Consider the following 16,449-nt stretch of genomic DNA (forward strand, 5'->3'; position numbering starts at 1 on the left):
CCTTGCCACTGCGAGTCAGTAAGGGGTTGAAAGCACTCAACCATAAGGGAACGGAAGCCTAGGAACTCCCGCCCCAACTTACTGGCTCGTTTCTGTTTACGCCCTACTCAATTCCCCAACACGCTCTAAGAGGTTATTCAATTCTGAAAAATCTTCCTCTCCTAACTTTGCCTTACTTTTCTCTAGCTCACTCTTTAGCTGTAAAGCTTCCTTGCGTAATGCTCTGTTTTCCTCTCCAAGCTTAGATAGCTCATCGACCAGCGGTTTAGTGTCTGTGAATTCAGCTCCTGAAATCCAGCCAGATAGATTATGACGTTGCTGAAGAACTGGTATTGTCTCGTGAATGGCCAACTTAATGTCTTTGGAGTCAGAAAAGAAGCTAGATATACGACTGAGTACCTTCTTTCTAAATGCTTCCAACTTTGTTGGGTTTTTTAATTCTAAAACGTCTTTGCCACGAGTTTTCACCCATTCATCAAGGGTTTTATCTTGAATTACTACTGCGAAATATGGCTTGCCAGTAGATACTGCATAATCGTATTCCATTTCAGTATAACCTTGTTCAGTATCCGGATGAGTTGATCCATATCTGCCGCCAAGTATCAGCATATATATGTCGCTTTCGTCAATCCATCGGGTTATAGTATCCCATTGGCTTTCATCTCCTGCAGTGAATAACTCCATTCCTGCTGGGATGTGTCCTGCTTTCAAAATAGCAGCAACTGCCGCTTGTCTTTCCTCGTGTAAGTCAAGGTACGTTGAAGAAATGAAAATTTGTAGTTTCTTCTGAGGCATTGTTCGATGATTTTTATTAAAAGTCTTATTTTGGGCGAATAAACGAATTAAATTCGGTTTTTACATGATGAAATAATTGTAATTGCGGAATAAATAGTTGAAAAATTGTTTTACGCAAGTAATCGAGATTGTTACTACCGGCCTCACCACCAGAAACCGCAGTGGCCTGTAGCCACTCCCGCAGCAAGATGACGGCTTCGGCACGGCGGGCGGCATAACAGGGGCCTAGCTAAGCTACCTCAGCCGCCCGTGCTACTGCGGTATGGGGAGGGCGTAGGTGGTATTCAGGTAGCGGTACAGGGCGGGCCAGTCGGGGAAGGCGCCGCCGACATCGGAGCGAATGGACAAGTCGCCGAACAGGTCGTAGGCCAGGCCCACGATTTCCAGGGGGGCGGGGTTGGTGGCGGTCAGGCGTTTCGGCTTGGGGGCAAAGGTGGCCGGCAGGGGGCGGCAGAAAAAGAGGATGGGCTGGTGCTCGGGCAGGCGGATGCCGAATACATCGGACGGGCCGTGGCTCGGCGGCATGGCGACCTGGATGGTTATTTCCCCGGTTTTGGGGTCGGTGAGGATGGCTTCGGCGCGCACGCCGCGGTAGACTACCGGCACGGTGCCGGGGCGCAGCTGGCCTTTGAGCAGGCGGGAGAGGCGGATCAGGCTGGTGTGGTATTGCCGGTTGCGGGCGGCGTTGAAGTAGCTGACGGTCTGCACCAGCTGCCCTTCAAAAATCAGGGTGGCTTGCTGCATGATTTGGTCGGCTGTGAGGGGCGGGGGAGGGTTTTGCGCCGGCGCGGGGAGGGCGGGGCACAGGCATAGCAGCAGGGTATATAAGTAGTGTTTCATCCCGGGGCGGTGGGTAGCACCGGAAAGATAGGTGCTGCGGTCGGGTGGAGGGGTGGGCGTTGTCTGGCCCTCTCTTGTTTCGGTAGGGGAATGAGGGCGGCGCAGCGGAGCGGTAGGGATGCTTGGTTGCGCTTCGTTGCGCCTCGTTGCGCCTCACCCCCCGGCTCCCTTCCCTCGCTTGATGCGCGACATGAAAAGGAGAGGGGGAGCCGGACGAAGCGGTAGAGGTGCTTCATCTGGCAGACGCTTGTCGAAGCATGACGCCCTTTTTCATTATGGACAATTTTTCGGATAGGCTTTGAGGCGCCTAGCTGCCGGCTGGTTGGGGTGCGGGGGGGGCTGTAGGCGGCTTGGCAAATGGCGCTATCTTTCGCCTACTCCCACAACCACTGTTTTTATCTTTCCGTGAAGCACCTGTTTTTATCGGCGGCCGTGGCCGCGGCGTTGCTGCTGCCGCTGATGGGCCACACGCCGGCGGCCGGCGACTCGCCGCAGTTGGCGGCCATGTTTGAGAAGTACTGGGATGAGCGCGCCAGGCTCTTTCCGCTGGAAGCCACCTCGCAGGGCGACAACCGCTACAACGACCAGCTGCCCAACGACGGCACGGTGGCGTCGCGCACGGCCCAGCGGCAGTTTTTCCAGCAGTACCTGGAGGCGCTGCAGAAGTTCGACCGCAGCAAGCTCTCCGCGGGCGACCAGGTGAGCTACGACATCTTCCGCTACGAGATGCAGATGCGCCTGGAGGGGCTGAAGCAGAACACCTGGATGATGCCCTTCACGCAGTTTAGCGGCCTGCCCATCTCGCTGGCGCAGCTGGGCGCGGGCACGGGCAACCAGCCCTTCAAAACGACCCAGGACTACGACAACTGGCTGGGCCGGGTGCGCAGCTTCCCGGTGTGGGCCGATACGGCCATCAGCAACATGCGCCGCGGCATGCTCACGGGCGTGGTGCTGCCCCGCCCGCTGGTGGAGAAGATGCTGCCGCAGCTGCAGGCCCTGGTGGCGGCCGACCCGACGAAGAGCATTTTCTACGGGCCGGTGGCGAAGTTTCCGGCCGGGGTGCCGGCCACCGAGCAGCCGCGGCTGGCGGCGGCCTACCAGCAGGCCATCCGCGAGCAGGTGGTGCCCACGTACCAGAAGCTGCACGACTTTCTGCAGAACGAGTACCTGCCCAAGGCCCGCACGACCACCGGCATTTCGGCCGTGCCCGGCGGGGCTGATATGTACCGCTACGCGGTGAAGTTCTGGACCACGACGGACCGCACGCCGGAGCAGATTTACCAGACCGGGCTGAGCGAGGTGCAGCGCATCCGGGGTGAGATGGAGAAGATCAAGGCGGAAGTGGGCTTCCAGGGCGACCTGCCAGCCTTCTTCACTTACCTGAACACGGACCCGAAGTTCATGCCTTTCAAGACGCCGGAGCAGGTGCTGGACGTGTACCGGGGCATTCAGGCCAAGATTGACCCGAACCTGAAGAAGATGTTTGGGCGGGTGCCTAAAACGGGCTTCGAGGTGCGGCAGACGGAGGCTTTCCGCGCCGCGTCGGCCGCCGCGCAGTACAACCGCGGCCTGCCCGACGGCTCGCGCCCGGGCATCTTCTACGTGCCCATCGTGGACGCTACCCGCTACAACGTGACGCGGGGCATGGAGTCGCTGTTCCTGCACGAAGCCATTCCGGGTCACCACTACCAGATTGCCTTGCAGCAGGAAAACACGGCGCTGCCCAAGTTCCGCCGCTTCGCTTTCTACAGTGCCTTCAGCGAGGGCTGGGCCCTGTACGCGGAGAGCCTGGGCAAGGAGCTGGGCCTCTACACCGACCCCTACCAGCGCATGGGCGCGCTGAACGGGGAGATGCACCGCGCCATCCGGCTGGTGGTGGACGTGGGCATGCACTCCAAGAACATGACCCGCGAGCAGGCCATTCAGTACATGAAGGACAACCGCGCCATCGGCGACCAGGAAGCCACGGCCGAAATCGAGCGGTACATGGCCTGGCCGGGGCAGGCGCTGGCCTACAAGACCGGGCAGATGCACATCATCGGGCTGCGCGGCAAGTACCAGAAGCAGCTGGGCACGAAGTTCCGCCTCAGCGACTTCCACGACGAGCTGCTGGCCAATGCCGCCATGCCGCTGGCCATTGCGGAGAAGACCATGGACAGCTGGGCGGCGCGGCAGAAGTGAGGTTGGTAGTATGAGAAAAAGCCCCACGGCGTGCGCTGCGGGGCTTTTTTGTGGGTTGCTATGGCTATTGCCCGACCCAGCTACTTAAGCAGTCCAAGTTGCGGAACGGGACTAGGGCTAGCTCCCCTCCTCAGCTGAGGAGGGGTTGGGGGTGGTTGAAAGACTAGGGCTAAAAGGCTAATGCTAAACGATGTTCAACGATTGGTCAACCACCCCTAGCCCCTCCTCAGCTGAGGAGGGGAACTAGCTTTAGCATTGGGCTACTCCGCAACTTGGGTTAGGTAGTTAATCAGTGCATATACCATAAGGATAATGCACAGACGGGTTGGTGTCCTCCTCTTCCATCCGGATAATTACTCGTTCTGCAGAGCAGTTTTCGCCTTGTAGCCGTGCGCGGCGGCTTCGTTGCTGAAACGTATATCAACGCTGCCCCCAAAAGCACAGATGCAGCAAACGTAAACTCTGGACGGCCTATAAACATTGGTTTCTTGTAAGCGTCTTGAAAGGAAAATATACAGCGCGGTTCCGGTGTAGAATCATATCCATCGGCTCGGACAGTATCGGGGCTAAACCGCAATAGGCGCGCTACTCCGCCAGCAACGACAGCAGAAAGAGCAAGCCGGCGAACAGCATGAAGCCGCCGAAAATCAGCGTTGGGATTTCTTGATAGGGTTTTACGTCTTCGTCGAGGCTGGCCGTTTCGGGGTGGGCAGGGTCGTAGCGCAGGGTAAGGTAGGCACCGGGCCAGCAGTCCTTATCCACCGTTACCTGCACCGTGTGCACGGCGGCGCCCTCGGGCTGGTACTGCACCGTAGCGCGGTACGACCGGTTGGACTTGGGTAGGGGCGTGAGCTTGGTGACTACGCCCCGGATGGGGCGGCCGTGGGCCAGCAGGTGGCGGTTGCGGCGGCGCAGCTGCAGGCCGCCCACCATGAATGCCGTGCCGGTCAGTAGTCCTATTCCGGCAGAGAAGGCGTTGGTGAAACTAGGCATCAGAATAAGCACTGGCCGCAGTTATAGCAGGTATAAGCAGATGCTGAGCACAACGCAGGTGCCGCTGACCAGCAGGCCCGTCAGCAGCATGTCCTCCACGTGGGCGGCGCGGCTCATGAGCAGGAACTGCTCCGGCTGCAGGGGCAGGTAGCGCACCGGCAGCCGCTGGTTCATCTGCCAATCATGGCTGACGCGGTCGTAGGGCAGCTCGACTTCCGCGCCGAAGCGCGTGCGAAACCGCAGTACAGGGTAATATCCGGCCAGCCGTTGAGGATATTCCGAGTCCTGAACCGGCACCAGGGCTATGACCTCGGCTTCGGTGGTGTCGCCGTGCCGCTGAATGTGCTGGTACCGGCGGAAATCGAGGTACATAACGCGGAAGAAATAGGCGCCGGCAGCTAAGCCTATGGCCAAGGATAATTCGGATTCTCCGAGCGGTATCATGGGGGTAAGTTGAAAACGGCTTACGCGTTGGCAAAGGTCGGCAGGGGCGACGCAAGAACCATGAGCCGTCCGCAGCGGCTCGCGGCCCGAAGCGTGAGAATGCCCAGGGGAAGTACCTTCGCAGCTTCACGTCCTCCCGATTATGAACTTTGAGCTGATTACTGAAATAGAAAGCTATCTATCCCGAAAGCAGCTGACGGAAGCTATTGCCCTGTGCGAAACGCGGCTGCGGGCGCTACCGGAAACGGATTTTCATGCCATGCTGGGCTGCACTATGCTGGCCCAAACGCAGGACGCCACGGCGTGGCTGGAGGCACTGTACCAGAAGGTGGTACAGGCGCAGCCGGTAGCGGTGCTCTACGCCGAGCTGAACGGGTTTGCCTTCAACACCGACGAGTGGTACGCCGACGGCATTGCCTACCCGCAGCGGGGGCCGCTGGACGACCTGGACTGGCTCGGGGAGTGGCACCGCGGCATGGCCTCGGCCGAGCCGCTGGTCATCCACGACATGGAGGCCCTGCAGGAGGCTTTCGAGGAGCACTTCGACCTCGACGACGAAGATGCGCCCCTGGAAGCGGCCCGCGACCTGACTTATATGCTCGTTATCCTCCGTTTTCAGGAATTGATGGCGCAGGCCCACGCTGCGGCGAAGGCCCAGGGGTTGCCGTGGGCGGCGCTGCCGGTGCTGGCTACCGCCCACGGCCACGATTTTGTGTACGAGTCTGCGTAATTAGCACCCCGGTTGCGCCTGGTCTTGGCCGGCGCTAGTTCCTTTCACCCTTCAACCGCGCGTGGGCGGGGTGCGGCCGTCGCGGCCCGTATCCGCCACGCACCCGGCCCGCGTAGTGGCCGATTTTACTTACCTGATGAGCCAATTGACCATCCGCAGCCTAGCCGACCTGGAGCAGTACCAGGGACAGGAGTTGGGCACGTCCACCTACCACACCATCACGCAGGAGCAGATCAACCGCTTCGCCGAGGCCACCCTCGACCACCAGTGGATTCACGTGGACGCGGAGCGGGCCCGCAGCGAGTCGCCGTTCGGCGACACCATTGCCCACGGCTACCTCACGCTGTCGTTGCTGCCCTACCTGTGGGGGCAGATCGTGCGCATCGAGAACCTGAAAATGCAGGTGAACTACGAAATCGAGAGCCTGCGCTTCAACCAGGCCGTGACGGTGAACAGCGAAGTGCGGCTGCACACCAAGCTGCTGTCGGTGAAAAACCTGCGCGGCATTGCCAAGGCGCAGATCGGCGTGACGCTGGAAATCAAGGACCAGAAGAAACCGGCCTACACCGGCGTGATTACCTTCCTCTACCACTTCGCCGAATAACCCGCTGGGTATTGTCGGGGCGGCCGGGGCTTGTACACCCGGCCGCCTTTGGGCTACCAACGTGTGACAAGATGTTAAGCCCCGAAGCAGGACTAGCCCTGGCCGAGCAGTACGTGGCGGAGCAGCTCGGGGCCGACTATTGGGTGAGGCCCGGCAGTTTTCAGCAGGACGAGGAGCTATTCATCTTCGACTACACGACGCGCGAATACGTTGGGATTTTGCTGGGCCCGGGGCCGGTCATCATCGACCGCCGCGACGGGAGCATTCACGCCTACGGGTCTGCCACCGGGTGGGAAGGGGCGGTGGCGCATTACCGCGGGCAGCAGCCGACCAGGGCCGCCGTGGCAGCCGAGTTTCCGGGTTGCCGTGCTGGCACTGAGCGGTATACGCTTACCATTACCCAGGTCTACCGCAAGTGGCCCCTGCTGCAAGCCCTCACCAAGGCGGACCTGAGCTACGTCGTCCCGGAAGCTCGCGCGGGTGTTATCTGGCGTGTCCCCCGGCGCTACGATTCTGAGCTGCTGGAGCAGCGCCTGCGCCGGCAGCCCACCCGCTTCGACGACGTAGCGCCAGAGGCGGTGCTATACCTCTACCCGCTGCTCAAACAGCCCCGGGTGTGCCGCTTCGAACTCGCGCCCTACGAGCCGCGCACGTACCGGAAATACCCCGAGCAGGCCACGGCCGAAGATTACGAGCCGCGCTGGTAATTGGGCTGAGTGGCACTGATAACACAAGCAGGCCAGAAGCTGTGCGCTGAAAAATTATGCGGTTGAGGTTGCTTACTTACTACTAAGTAAGTACGTTTGGGCGTCATGTCAACGTCCGCTTCCGCCACCGCTTTCGATACCCGCACGCGCATCCTTAACCTGGCCGAGGAACTGCTGCTAGCCCGCGGCTTCAATGCCTTCAGCTACCAGCACATAGCCAAGGAGCTGCAGGTAAAGCCCGCCGCCATCCATTACCACTACCCGAGCAAGGAAGAGCTGGGCACGGCCATCATCCGGCGGCAGCTTATGCGCCTGCGCAAGTGGCGCGGCCTGCCCCGCGTGACCGAGCTGACGCCCCCTCAACAGCTGGAAGCCTTGCTGGATGTGTACCGCCAACGGGCCGCCGCTGCTCACGGGCCGCAGGTGTGCTTTTTCGGGGCTCTGGCAGCCGATTTTCTCACCCTGCCCGCCCCCATGCAGCAGGAGTTGCGCACCTTCAGCGAGGAGTTGACGCAGTGGCTGGCTGGGGTGCTGGCCGCCGGCCGCGCCGATGGTTCGCTGCAGTTCAGCGGGCACCCCTTCAGCAAGGCGGCCCAGGTGCTGACCACCCTCGCCGGTTCCCTGCAGGTAGCGCGGGTGCACGGCCAGCAGCAGTTCCAGTACATTCTCAAGCAGCTGCACACCGAGCTGCTGCCGGCCGCTGCCTAAGGCACGGCTGCTATCTGTCCGATTGGCTGATCTTCCAACCTGCACCGCTACGGCTATGCTGAATACCTTCTCGCCCGCTTACCAGTGGCCCGCCCGGCACGAGCCTTTGCCCGCCGCGCCCACGGCGTTTCGCTACGCCGAACCGCCCGGCATCGGCTGGGTACGGCTGAAGTTCCGGCTGCTGGCCGCCGTGTCCACGGAGTGGGCGTTCCGGGAGGCCTGGCGGATGTTTTGTACCCCGCGTCGGCTGCCCCGCAAGAAGTGGGAAGAGGCCACGCTGGCCACGGCACGGGCCTTTCGGGTACCCTTCGAAACCGGCTCCCTGGCCGCCTACGAGTGGAACCCGCAGGGCCGGCGCACGGTGCTGCTGGTGCACGGCTGGGAGCACCGCGCCGCCTTCTGGGGCGTGTTTGCCGACGGGCTGGTGCGCGCCGGCTACCGCGTAGTGGCCTTCGACGGGCCCGCGCACGGCGACTCGCCCGGCCGGCTGACCACCTTGCCACAGTTCGCCCAGGCCACCCAGGCCGTAGCCGATTACCTGGGTGAGGTGTGGGCCGTGGTGGGGCATTCCTTCGGGGCGGCTACCACAGCGGGCCTGCCGGTGCAGTTCAATCAAGCCAGTAGCGGTGAGCTTCCGCGGCTCGTGCTCATGAGCGCGCCCGGCGATACGCTCGCCGTGGCCCAGCGCTTCGCCGATCTGCTGCAGCTGCCAGCGGCCGTGGTGCAGCGCATGGCCCGGCACATCCGCGAGCAAACGGGCCGCGCCGCCGAAAGCTTCAGCCTGACGCAGGCCGCGGCCAAGGTACGCGCCGCCCGCGTGCTGCTGCTGCACGACTGCCAGGACGAGTCGGTGCCTTTTGCGGAGGCGCAGGCCATAGCCCGCAGCTGGCCGGGCCTGGTGTTCCGGCCCACCACCGGCCTGGGCCACAACAAGATCATGCGCGACCAGGGCGTAATTCGGCAGGTAGCGGAGTTCCTGCAGGCGTAGCCTCAGCCTGGCACACCAACGGTTACACGCCCTGTCATTGCGAGGACGAAGGACGAAGCAAGCCTGCCTCCAGTAGCAACGCCGACGCAATACCTACTACCCGAAAACGGCCCCGCCCGAAACTAGTCGTTCATGGAACGGTTTCGGGCGGTGCTCATTTAGTGGTCTGCTCGTTGGTCAGGACCGATTGTTTCGTCCTTCGTCCTCGCAATGACAGCGGGTGTGGCCGATGCTAGCAGGGTGAACAGTTAGATTTCCTGCTGACCGGCGGCGTCCAGCTCGCGGAGCAGTTGCCGCAGGTCTTCCGGCTCCTGCACGGCTTTCTGCACCAAATCCAGGTATTCGGCTTCGGCGCGCAGCTCGCGTTTGATCATGCGCAGCTCGGCTTCCTGCTTTTTGCCGGTGCCCATAAAGGCGTTTTTGTCGCCGTACTTGAGTTGTTGCACGCGCAGCTTCAACTCGTTTTGCTGCTGTTGCAGGGCGCGGGTGTAGCGCAGCAGCAACTCATCCGATTCCGTGTCGGCCTCGAGGGCGGTGTGCTCGGCCAGCAACTGCAGCAGGGCGTACAGGTCGTCGGCTTCGTAGGCGCGGGTGATGCGCTGCATGCGCTCGGTTTTCTGCCGGGCCAGCTCCGGGTCACGCTCCAGGTCGGGGTGGTTGGCGCGGGCCAGTTGGCGGTACACAGCCTTGGTACCTGCCTGCAGGCGCTGCTGATCGGCCGCCAGCGCGCGGGCGGCGGCTTCCTGGTCGCGCTCAGCCTTGCTTTTGCGCTTGCCCCGCTGGTGGGCGTGGTGCTCGTGATGATGCTGGTCGGGGTGAGGCTCCGCGCTGCGGGGCAGCATTGCTTCGTCGTCCTCGAACTTAGGCACCGGGCGCTTGGGCGCGTAGCGCAGCAGCAGCTCGTCTACTTCCTCGCCGAAGCGGTGCTGCAGGGTTTTGGCGTTGCGCCACAGCAGCTCCTCGATGCGCTGCTCCTCCAGGCGGCTGAAGTAGCCCGTCGTCAGGGCCGTTTCCAGCGGCTCGAACAGGGCGCGGCGTGTAGCCACCACGGCATCAGCGAGCGGGCCTACCTGCCGCCAGTACTTGTTTTTGGCCTCGCGCTGCTCCTTTTCCAGCTCCTGCACCTGCAGGCGCAGGCTTTCCACCTTCTCGATGGCCTCGCGGAAGGCCTGCTGCGCGGGCGTGCCAGCGTCCTGATCGGTCTCGCTAGGGCGGCTCAGGCCGCGCTGCGTAGCAGGCGTACGCGTGGAGTCGAAGTCTTCAAACTTGGGCAAAGGCATAGGCAGATCTTGTCGCTGGGCAAAGGTCGGAAGTCGAGCCCGCACGACAAGGCACCAAAATCCACTGTTGCTTTACATAGAGTAAGCTAACCGTTTTTTATTAGCATAGTAATTTTTTCTATCTATTGTACAAGTGGATAATTAAGGCTTACTTCCAAACCGTTTCTATCATCTTGTTTTTCCCAAACTGAATGTCAAAAGATTTTACTCCTTCTGGCGCCCGCACTCCGCTATTGCGCTTGCTGCAACAAGCTTTTTGCCTGGCAAGCGCTGCCAATGAGCCCGATGCCCCTTCGGTAGACGAACTGGCCGAGCAGGCTTTGGCGCACAGCCGCCGCCGCTTCCTCACGCGGACGGCCCAGGCCGGACTGTTGCTGGGGGCCGGTTCGCTGCTCACGGCTTGCGCCGATGTGGCCGAAGACGTGGCGCCCCGCGCCTCGCTGGCCCCAGCCCAGGACGCCAAGGGCGGCTCGCAGCCTACTATTGTGATTGTGGGCGGCGGCATGGCGGGCCTGAACTGCGCTTACCAGCTGCAGAAAGACGGCTTGGTGGCGCAGGTGTACGAGGGCAGCAACCGCCTGGGCGGGCGCATCTTCACGGCCCGCAACCTCATGGGGCCTGGCATGACCACCGAGCTTGGCGGCGAGTTCATCGACAGCGGCCACCGCGATATGCTCGCGCTGGCCAGTGAATTTGGTCTGCCGCTCTACGACGTGGAGGCGCCCAGCGAAACGGCCCTGATCAAGGACAGCTACTTCTTCCGCGGCCGCCAGTACAGCCTCGCCGAAATCATCGCGGCCTTTCAGCCCTGGGCCCGCCAGATAGGCGATGACTGCCGCTCCCTACCCGGCACCATCACCTACGACAACCTGACGGCCGCCGCCGCTCACTTCGACCAGATGTCCATTGCCGATTACTTCGACTCGGTGCAGCTAACCGGCGTCATCCGCGACCTGCTTGATGTGGCCTACGTCACGGAGTTTGGCCGGGCCATCAGTGAGCAAACCGCCATCAACTTCCTCTGGATGTTTTCGGCCGATACGCGTAAGGGCCGTTTCGACATCTTTGGTATCAGCGACGAGCGGTACAAGATGCAGGGCGGCAACAGCCGCTTGATTGAGGCCTTAGCGCAGCGGCTGCCCGGGCAGTACACATTGAACCACAAGCTGGTAGCTGTGACCAAAGCGGCCGGCCGCTACCAGCTCACCTTCGAGCAGGCCGGCGGCGCCCGCATCAGCGTGGCCGCTGACTATGTGGTGCTAACCATTCCCTTCACCATTCTGCGCACCGTGGACCTGACGGGCTTGGCCCTGCCCACCTGGAAAACCAACGCCATTCAGCAACTGGGCTACGGCAACAACGCCAAGCTGTTTCTGGGTTTCAACGGCCGCCCCTGGCGCGACCGAGGCTACACAGGCTACTTCTTCTCCGACCGCATTACGCAGGGCGGTTGGGACGGCAGCCAGCTGCAGCCTACCACGCAGGGCGCCTTTACAGTGTACCTCGGTGGCCAGCCCGCCGTCGATTTGGGCAGCGGTTCGCCCCAGTCGCGCGCGGGCGAGCACCTCACGGTGCTGGAAGCCGCATGGCCCGGCAGCAAAGCCAAGTTTAATGGTCAAGTGGAGCGTTTTCATTGGCCGACGCACCCCTTTACCCGCGCCGCCTACGCCTGCTACCGGGTGGGGCAGTACAGCACCATTGCCGGGGCCGAAATCAAGCCAGTGGACAAGCTGTTCTTCGCTGGTGAGCATTGTAGTGCCTGGTATCAAGGCTACATGAACGGGGCCGCCGAAACCGGGCGCATGGCCGCCGAGGGCGTTGCCGCGGCTATCCGCACAGGCAACACCGCTACGGTGCTGCGGCAGCGTCTGCGCCAACGCGCCCAGCAATTGGCGTAAGCCGACCTGCACTTAGCCCGTTCTGGTACCCGCCGCCCGGCGTATCTTCTTGATGCGCCGGGCGGTTTGATTGTAGAGGTTAATTTTCGTACAGTTCGTAAGCCACGGCAAAGGTCTGGCAGTGGGCATCCACGATGTCGCGCAGGCGCTCGGAATAGCCCCCGCCCATGCTCACGGCCAGCGGCAGCCCCCGCTCGTGGCAGAGGCCGAGCACCAGCTCGTCGCGCTGCCGGCAGCCGGCGGGTGTCAGGGCCAGCTTGCCCAGCTTGTCGGTGGCCAGCACATCCACCCCGGCCTGAAAGAAGACGAAATCGGGCTGCACCTGCTCGATCAGGCCCGGCAGCACCTCCTGCAGCTGCGCCAGGTACGCAGCATCGTCCATGCCCAGCGGCAGGGCCACGTCCAGGTCCGACTGCTCCTTGCGCAGCGGGTAGTTGGCCCCGGCGTGCATGCTGAAGGTGAACACCCGCGGCTCGTCGCGGAAAATGCTGGCCGTGCCGTCGCCTTGGTGCACGTCGAGGTCGACCACCAACACCTGCCGCGCCAGGCCGTGGTGCAGCAGGCGGGCGGCGGCAATGGCAATGTCGTTCAGCACGCAAAAGCCCTCGCCACGGTCGGCAAAGGCGTGGTGGGTGCCCCCGGCCAGACTCATACCGATGCCGTCGCGCAGCGCCCGCAGGGCCGACTGCACCGTGCCCGCCGCCGACGATAAGGAGCGGTGCACCAGCTCCGGGCTTTGCGGCAACCCCAGGCGGCGCACTTCGGCAGGGGAGAGGCGCAGCTCCTTTACCTTGTACCAGTATTCGGCCGTGTGCACGCGCAGAATGTCCTCTTCGGCGCAAAAGCCCGGGTCGTAAATATCCGCGGGCTGCGCAATGCCCTGCCACAGCAACTGCTCGCGGATGAGCTCGTACTTGGCAATGGGGAAGCGGTGGCCGTCGGGCAGCGTGATGGAGTACCGGTCGGAGGAGGCGAGGCAGGGCATACGGGCGTGACGCGGGGCCGGAAGCGAAAAGCGCATCGGGCGCCCAACGGGCAACAATACGCGCCGAGGGGAGTTCCGGCTGCGCGTTTGTGCGGCCACCGGTGTGGAGTAGCGGCGGATTTCGGGACGTGAGCTTGGCTCTATGCTGCGCGATGTGCGCACGAGACGGGTGTGCTAGCTGCTGCTCACGTACGGTCGAAAAGGTGACGCCCTGCCCACGTCGAGCAAGGGCTAACGCAGGTTCTCTGCAAACTCGATTACGTTGCCGTGCAAATCTGCGACAAACCCGCAACGCTTGCCAATGGCCGGCACGTTGAAAGGCTCCCGAATGACTTTCACGTCCCGCTCGCGCAGCGCCGCCAGCGTGTGGTCCAGGTTGTCAACCTCCAGGCAGAGGTGTTGGAAGCCAGTCGTAACCGGCACGGCAGAGGCTGGCGCGGGCTTTGCCGCGCCGTCGCTTAGCACCTCTAGCCAGAAAGTATCGTCGTTGGCCGGAGCGAGGAACGCTAGCCGCAAATCACCTACCGTCCATTGCTGAAGTACCCTGAAGCCCAGCTTTTCTGAGTACCATTGAATGGTGCCTTCGTAATCCGGCGTGCGCAGCCCGACGTGGGCGGCTCGCATGTTGCCATTGATGCCTTGCGGGTCTCTCGCGGGCATCTCAATAGAGGTGGTTTGCATTAGGTATGTGGCTTTATAAAGGCCCGGAGGGCGGTAGAGCACAAAGGTCTGCGGCGGCTCTGCTGGAAGGATGGTGAATATTTCAGTTTTGGGCGTCCAGCCACAATCTGATGCTCAGGCCAGACGCGGTTGCTAGCACCGCGGGATGGGTAGGCCCCGGGTACGCTGCGATTATCACGTGCTGGGGCGTCTCGGCAAGGAGAGGTTGAGCTGCGTCTGAAAAGGCCGGAATGCTATCTGATTTGCGGGTTTGAATAGCTCATTGATAATTAAGAGCCAATCTAAATACAGTCTGCTATTACGTTTATTGACCCCGGTAATTCGCATTAAGCAGTAAGTGAGAAAATATTTTAAAACTTTTTTATCGAAATATTGCGTCGTAAAAAATAACCTTTCTACCTTTGACCCGTTCAAAGCACAAAACCTAAACGAACTAACGACTTCACTCGTCATGCGCCGGCACTTTAACCAATACCCCGTCACCCTTAGCTCGCTGGAGGATAAGATCCAGCCGGGGTTCGGCGCGCACGCAACGAAGTGAAGTTTCACCGATAGAAGCTCACCTTGCAAAACGCCCGAACCCCACCCGGTTCGGGCGTTTTGTTTTTCATCTGCTTTCTAATCTGTTTACTACCCCGATGTCGAACGACCAACCCCAGCCCCGCCTCGTTGCCCGCTTATCGGTGCCTGCGCCGCTGTGGCACGGCGACATCATACCGGCCAACCGCAGTATCAGCAGCGCGCGAAAACGCGGCTGGTAACGGCGCAAGCCCCGGCCCGATGGCTTTTCCTCGGGCTTGATTTACGGTAATTAATTCCTGGTTTAGCGACGGTAAAAATGTCGCCTGGGAAAATATTGCCCGAATTATTTCAGCAAATAATAGCTGCGCAACGGCAATTAATTCCACAGGAATTGCCGGATGAAATGGTACACCCTTTTGCCAAACACCACCATGTACGAAAGCTTCAGACTTCTGCTTCACCCGGCCGCCCCAGCGGCGCCTTCTTCGTCTGATTCATCAATCGGTAACCGCCCCCGCGAGGGGAATTATGACCGATGGCAAACCGCCTCAAACCCCTACCGCACGCCGTCTGGCAAGCCGAGCAAGCCCGCATAGTACTGGCCGCGGCCCGGCGCTTCGACTGGCGCCGCATGACACCCAAAGAGCAGGTCAGTCACCTGTTCAGCGTACAAGGACCGCTGCCCGTCGTCGATGCTCATTTCGGCGAAAACTCGGCCCTGACGCAGTTCTACCGCCACTGCGCCCACGAAAAAACCTGGGAACAGCGCAGCCGCTGCGCCATCCTGTTGAAGGGCCTGGCCGCCAAGCGCAGCACCCTGCTGTGGCGCCCCGAGCTGGCGGCAACTCTGGCAGTCATGGCCGACTTCATGCGCCACCGCTGCCGCGAGCTGGCCGACTGGCAACCCCGCTCCCGGAATCCCTTCCGACAGCTGGAAAGCCTGGTGCGCCACCTCTTCGACCAGTACGGCGACGTGCCGGCCTGGATTATCAACTCCTGGACCGCCGGCCGCCTGCACGACGGTTTAACTATCGCCGACCTCACGGTGCACCTGGGCCGCGGCGGGGCCTTGCGCACCTTTCACCGCCTGCCGGTGAAGCTCACCCGCAAGGTGGAGCACCACCTGCGCCAGGCGCCGGCGGGCTATACCTTCCTGCAGGCCCTGCGCTACGCCCAGCTCGCCGCCCGCGAGCAGCTGGACTGGCTCGGACCGGTGCTCGACTCCCGCCTGGGCCGCCGCCTGGAGCGCGACGACGAGTTCTGGCTGCGGGTGGTGGACTTCTTCGCCGCTGCGCCTATGGTCGAGCCGTACCAGCTCGGCCCTGTGTGCGACTGGATTCACCAGAAGCGCGCGGTGGGTATGGGTGACGAGCCGGCCCAGCCGGGCTTTTCACTGAGGGGGCGCTCCATGGCCAGCGTGCTGGCGCAAACGGCCAAGTGGCACCGCCAACTGGCCAAGGATGCCCACCGCCAGCCCGACCAGGAGCCGGCATACAGCACCACGTGGGCGCCCATGCCGGTAGCCGATTTTGCTGGCGGTGGCAAGTGCAAGGTGCGCATTACCCAGCTGCTTAGCTACTGGGACCTGATTGACGAGGGACGCGCTTTGCGGCACTGCGTGGCCTCGTACCTCGGCGCCTGCCAGCGCGGCCGCAGCGGCATCTTTTCACTTACGCTCGACGGCAGCCGGGCCCTCACCCTGGAGGTGCAGGCCAACCGCACCGTGGTGCAAGCCCGGGGCCTGCTCAACCGGCGCCTCAACGAAGAGGAGCTAGGCTGGGTGCAGCGCTGGGCCACCGACAACCGCCTGGTGATTCCCAAGCACCTGTTTGGGTAAGCCGCCAATCCTGTTCCAACGGGCGTAGCCGGGCACTTCGTGCAACGTTGCCGGATGGTAGTAAGGGAAGACTACCGATCCAGCGGAGTGCTGCGGCTGCGCCCGCCCGGAGGACAAGCCGCCTGCCTCACTGTCATCCTGAGGCGCAAGCGGAAGGACCTTGTCACGCTTGACCGACCAGCGTCAAGTGCATGCCAGACAACGAGAAAGGCCCTTCGATCCGCTCAAGACGACAGGCAACCACAGAGTATCAATC

The 16,449-nt window shown here is 62.0% G+C and carries 16 protein-coding genes; 8 read left to right on the top strand and 8 right to left on the bottom strand.

The annotated features are described in order from the left end of the window. Positions 1–96: 96 nt before the first annotated feature. Entirely contained in the window at positions 97–795 is a 699-nt protein-coding gene (locus B0919_RS20055; RefSeq protein WP_078014079.1) for a DUF4062 domain-containing protein, read from the bottom strand. A 252-nt stretch (positions 796–1,047) separates the two neighbouring features. Next, positions 1,048–1,635 (bottom strand): hypothetical protein, encoded by a 588-nt coding sequence (locus tag B0919_RS20060; protein WP_078014080.1) that lies wholly within the window; start codon positions 1,633–1,635, stop codon positions 1,048–1,050. A 405-nt stretch (positions 1,636–2,040) separates the two neighbouring features. Between B0919_RS20060 and B0919_RS20065 the strand changes: the two genes are divergently transcribed. Next, positions 2,041–3,816 (top strand): DUF885 domain-containing protein, encoded by a 1,776-nt coding sequence (locus tag B0919_RS20065; protein ID WP_139362282.1) that lies wholly within the window; start codon positions 2,041–2,043, stop codon positions 3,814–3,816. Between the two features lie 585 nt (positions 3,817–4,401). On the opposite strand, the gene B0919_RS20070 is transcribed toward B0919_RS20065, so the two are convergent. Further along, positions 4,402–4,809: a DUF3592 domain-containing protein gene (locus B0919_RS20070; protein ID WP_078014082.1), complete on the bottom strand. Its 408-nt coding sequence runs from the start codon at positions 4,807–4,809 to the stop codon at positions 4,402–4,404. Positions 4,810–4,830: 21 nt separating this feature from the next. Then, complete coding sequence (locus B0919_RS20075) at positions 4,831–5,253, bottom strand: DUF3592 domain-containing protein (RefSeq protein ID WP_410503633.1); 423 nt, start codon at positions 5,251–5,253, stop codon at positions 4,831–4,833. Positions 5,254–5,395: 142 nt separating this feature from the next. Between B0919_RS20075 and B0919_RS20080 the strand changes: the two genes are divergently transcribed. From B0919_RS20080 to B0919_RS20100, 5 genes are all read left to right on the top strand, one after another. Further along, positions 5,396–5,983 carry a hypothetical protein gene (locus B0919_RS20080; RefSeq protein WP_078014084.1) on the top strand — a complete coding sequence of 196 codons (588 nt, stop codon included), beginning with the start codon at positions 5,396–5,398 and terminating at the stop codon, positions 5,981–5,983. A gap of 136 nt (positions 5,984–6,119) precedes the next feature. Next, a complete protein-coding gene (locus B0919_RS20085) occupies positions 6,120–6,587 on the top strand; it encodes a MaoC family dehydratase (protein WP_078014179.1) in 468 nt (155 codons plus the stop codon). A 71-nt stretch (positions 6,588–6,658) separates the two neighbouring features. Further along, the gene (locus tag B0919_RS20090) at positions 6,659–7,294 is read left to right on the top strand and encodes a hypothetical protein (protein ID WP_078014085.1); all 636 of its coding nucleotides are present in this window, start codon (positions 6,659–6,661) and stop codon (positions 7,292–7,294) included. A 105-nt stretch (positions 7,295–7,399) separates the two neighbouring features. Further along, a complete protein-coding gene (locus tag B0919_RS20095; protein ID WP_078014086.1) occupies positions 7,400–8,002 on the top strand; it encodes a TetR/AcrR family transcriptional regulator in 603 nt (200 codons plus the stop codon). Between the two features lie 55 nt (positions 8,003–8,057). Beyond that, the gene (locus B0919_RS20100; protein WP_078014087.1) at positions 8,058–8,990 is read left to right on the top strand and encodes an alpha/beta fold hydrolase; all 933 of its coding nucleotides are present in this window, start codon (positions 8,058–8,060) and stop codon (positions 8,988–8,990) included. A gap of 248 nt (positions 8,991–9,238) precedes the next feature. Here B0919_RS20100 and B0919_RS20105 read toward each other — a convergent pair whose 3' ends face one another. Further along, positions 9,239–10,270: a hypothetical protein gene (locus B0919_RS20105; protein WP_078014088.1), complete on the bottom strand. Its 1,032-nt coding sequence runs from the start codon at positions 10,268–10,270 to the stop codon at positions 9,239–9,241. A 239-nt stretch (positions 10,271–10,509) separates the two neighbouring features. Here B0919_RS20105 and B0919_RS20110 point away from each other — a divergent pair, with 239 nt between their 5' ends. Beyond that, complete coding sequence (locus B0919_RS20110) at positions 10,510–12,168, top strand: flavin monoamine oxidase family protein (protein WP_254846633.1); 1,659 nt, start codon at positions 10,510–10,512, stop codon at positions 12,166–12,168. Positions 12,169–12,247: 79 nt separating this feature from the next. On the opposite strand, the gene B0919_RS20115 is transcribed toward B0919_RS20110, so the two are convergent. The 3 genes from B0919_RS20115 to B0919_RS25415 all read right to left on the bottom strand — a co-directional run bounded on the left by B0919_RS20115 (position 12,248) and on the right by B0919_RS25415 (position 14,742). Further along, positions 12,248–13,153, bottom strand: a complete 906-nt coding sequence (locus B0919_RS20115; RefSeq protein ID WP_078014180.1) for a histone deacetylase — start codon at positions 13,151–13,153, stop codon at positions 12,248–12,250. Positions 13,154–13,384: 231 nt separating this feature from the next. Next, entirely contained in the window at positions 13,385–13,834 is a 450-nt protein-coding gene (locus tag B0919_RS20120) for a VOC family protein (protein ID WP_078014090.1), read from the bottom strand. Between the two features lie 677 nt (positions 13,835–14,511). Beyond that, the gene (locus B0919_RS25415) at positions 14,512–14,742 is read right to left on the bottom strand and encodes a hypothetical protein (protein ID WP_176133150.1); all 231 of its coding nucleotides are present in this window, start codon (positions 14,740–14,742) and stop codon (positions 14,512–14,514) included. Positions 14,743–14,891: 149 nt separating this feature from the next. On the opposite strand from B0919_RS25415, the gene B0919_RS20125 reads away from it, so the two are divergent. After that, complete coding sequence (locus B0919_RS20125; protein ID WP_078014091.1) at positions 14,892–16,193, top strand: PcfJ domain-containing protein; 1,302 nt, start codon at positions 14,892–14,894, stop codon at positions 16,191–16,193. Positions 16,194–16,449 lie beyond the last annotated feature (256 nt).

Origin of the sequence: Hymenobacter sp. CRA2 (assembly GCF_002007105.1) — a bacterium.
Lineage (GTDB): Bacteria > Bacteroidota > Bacteroidia > Cytophagales > Hymenobacteraceae > Solirubrum.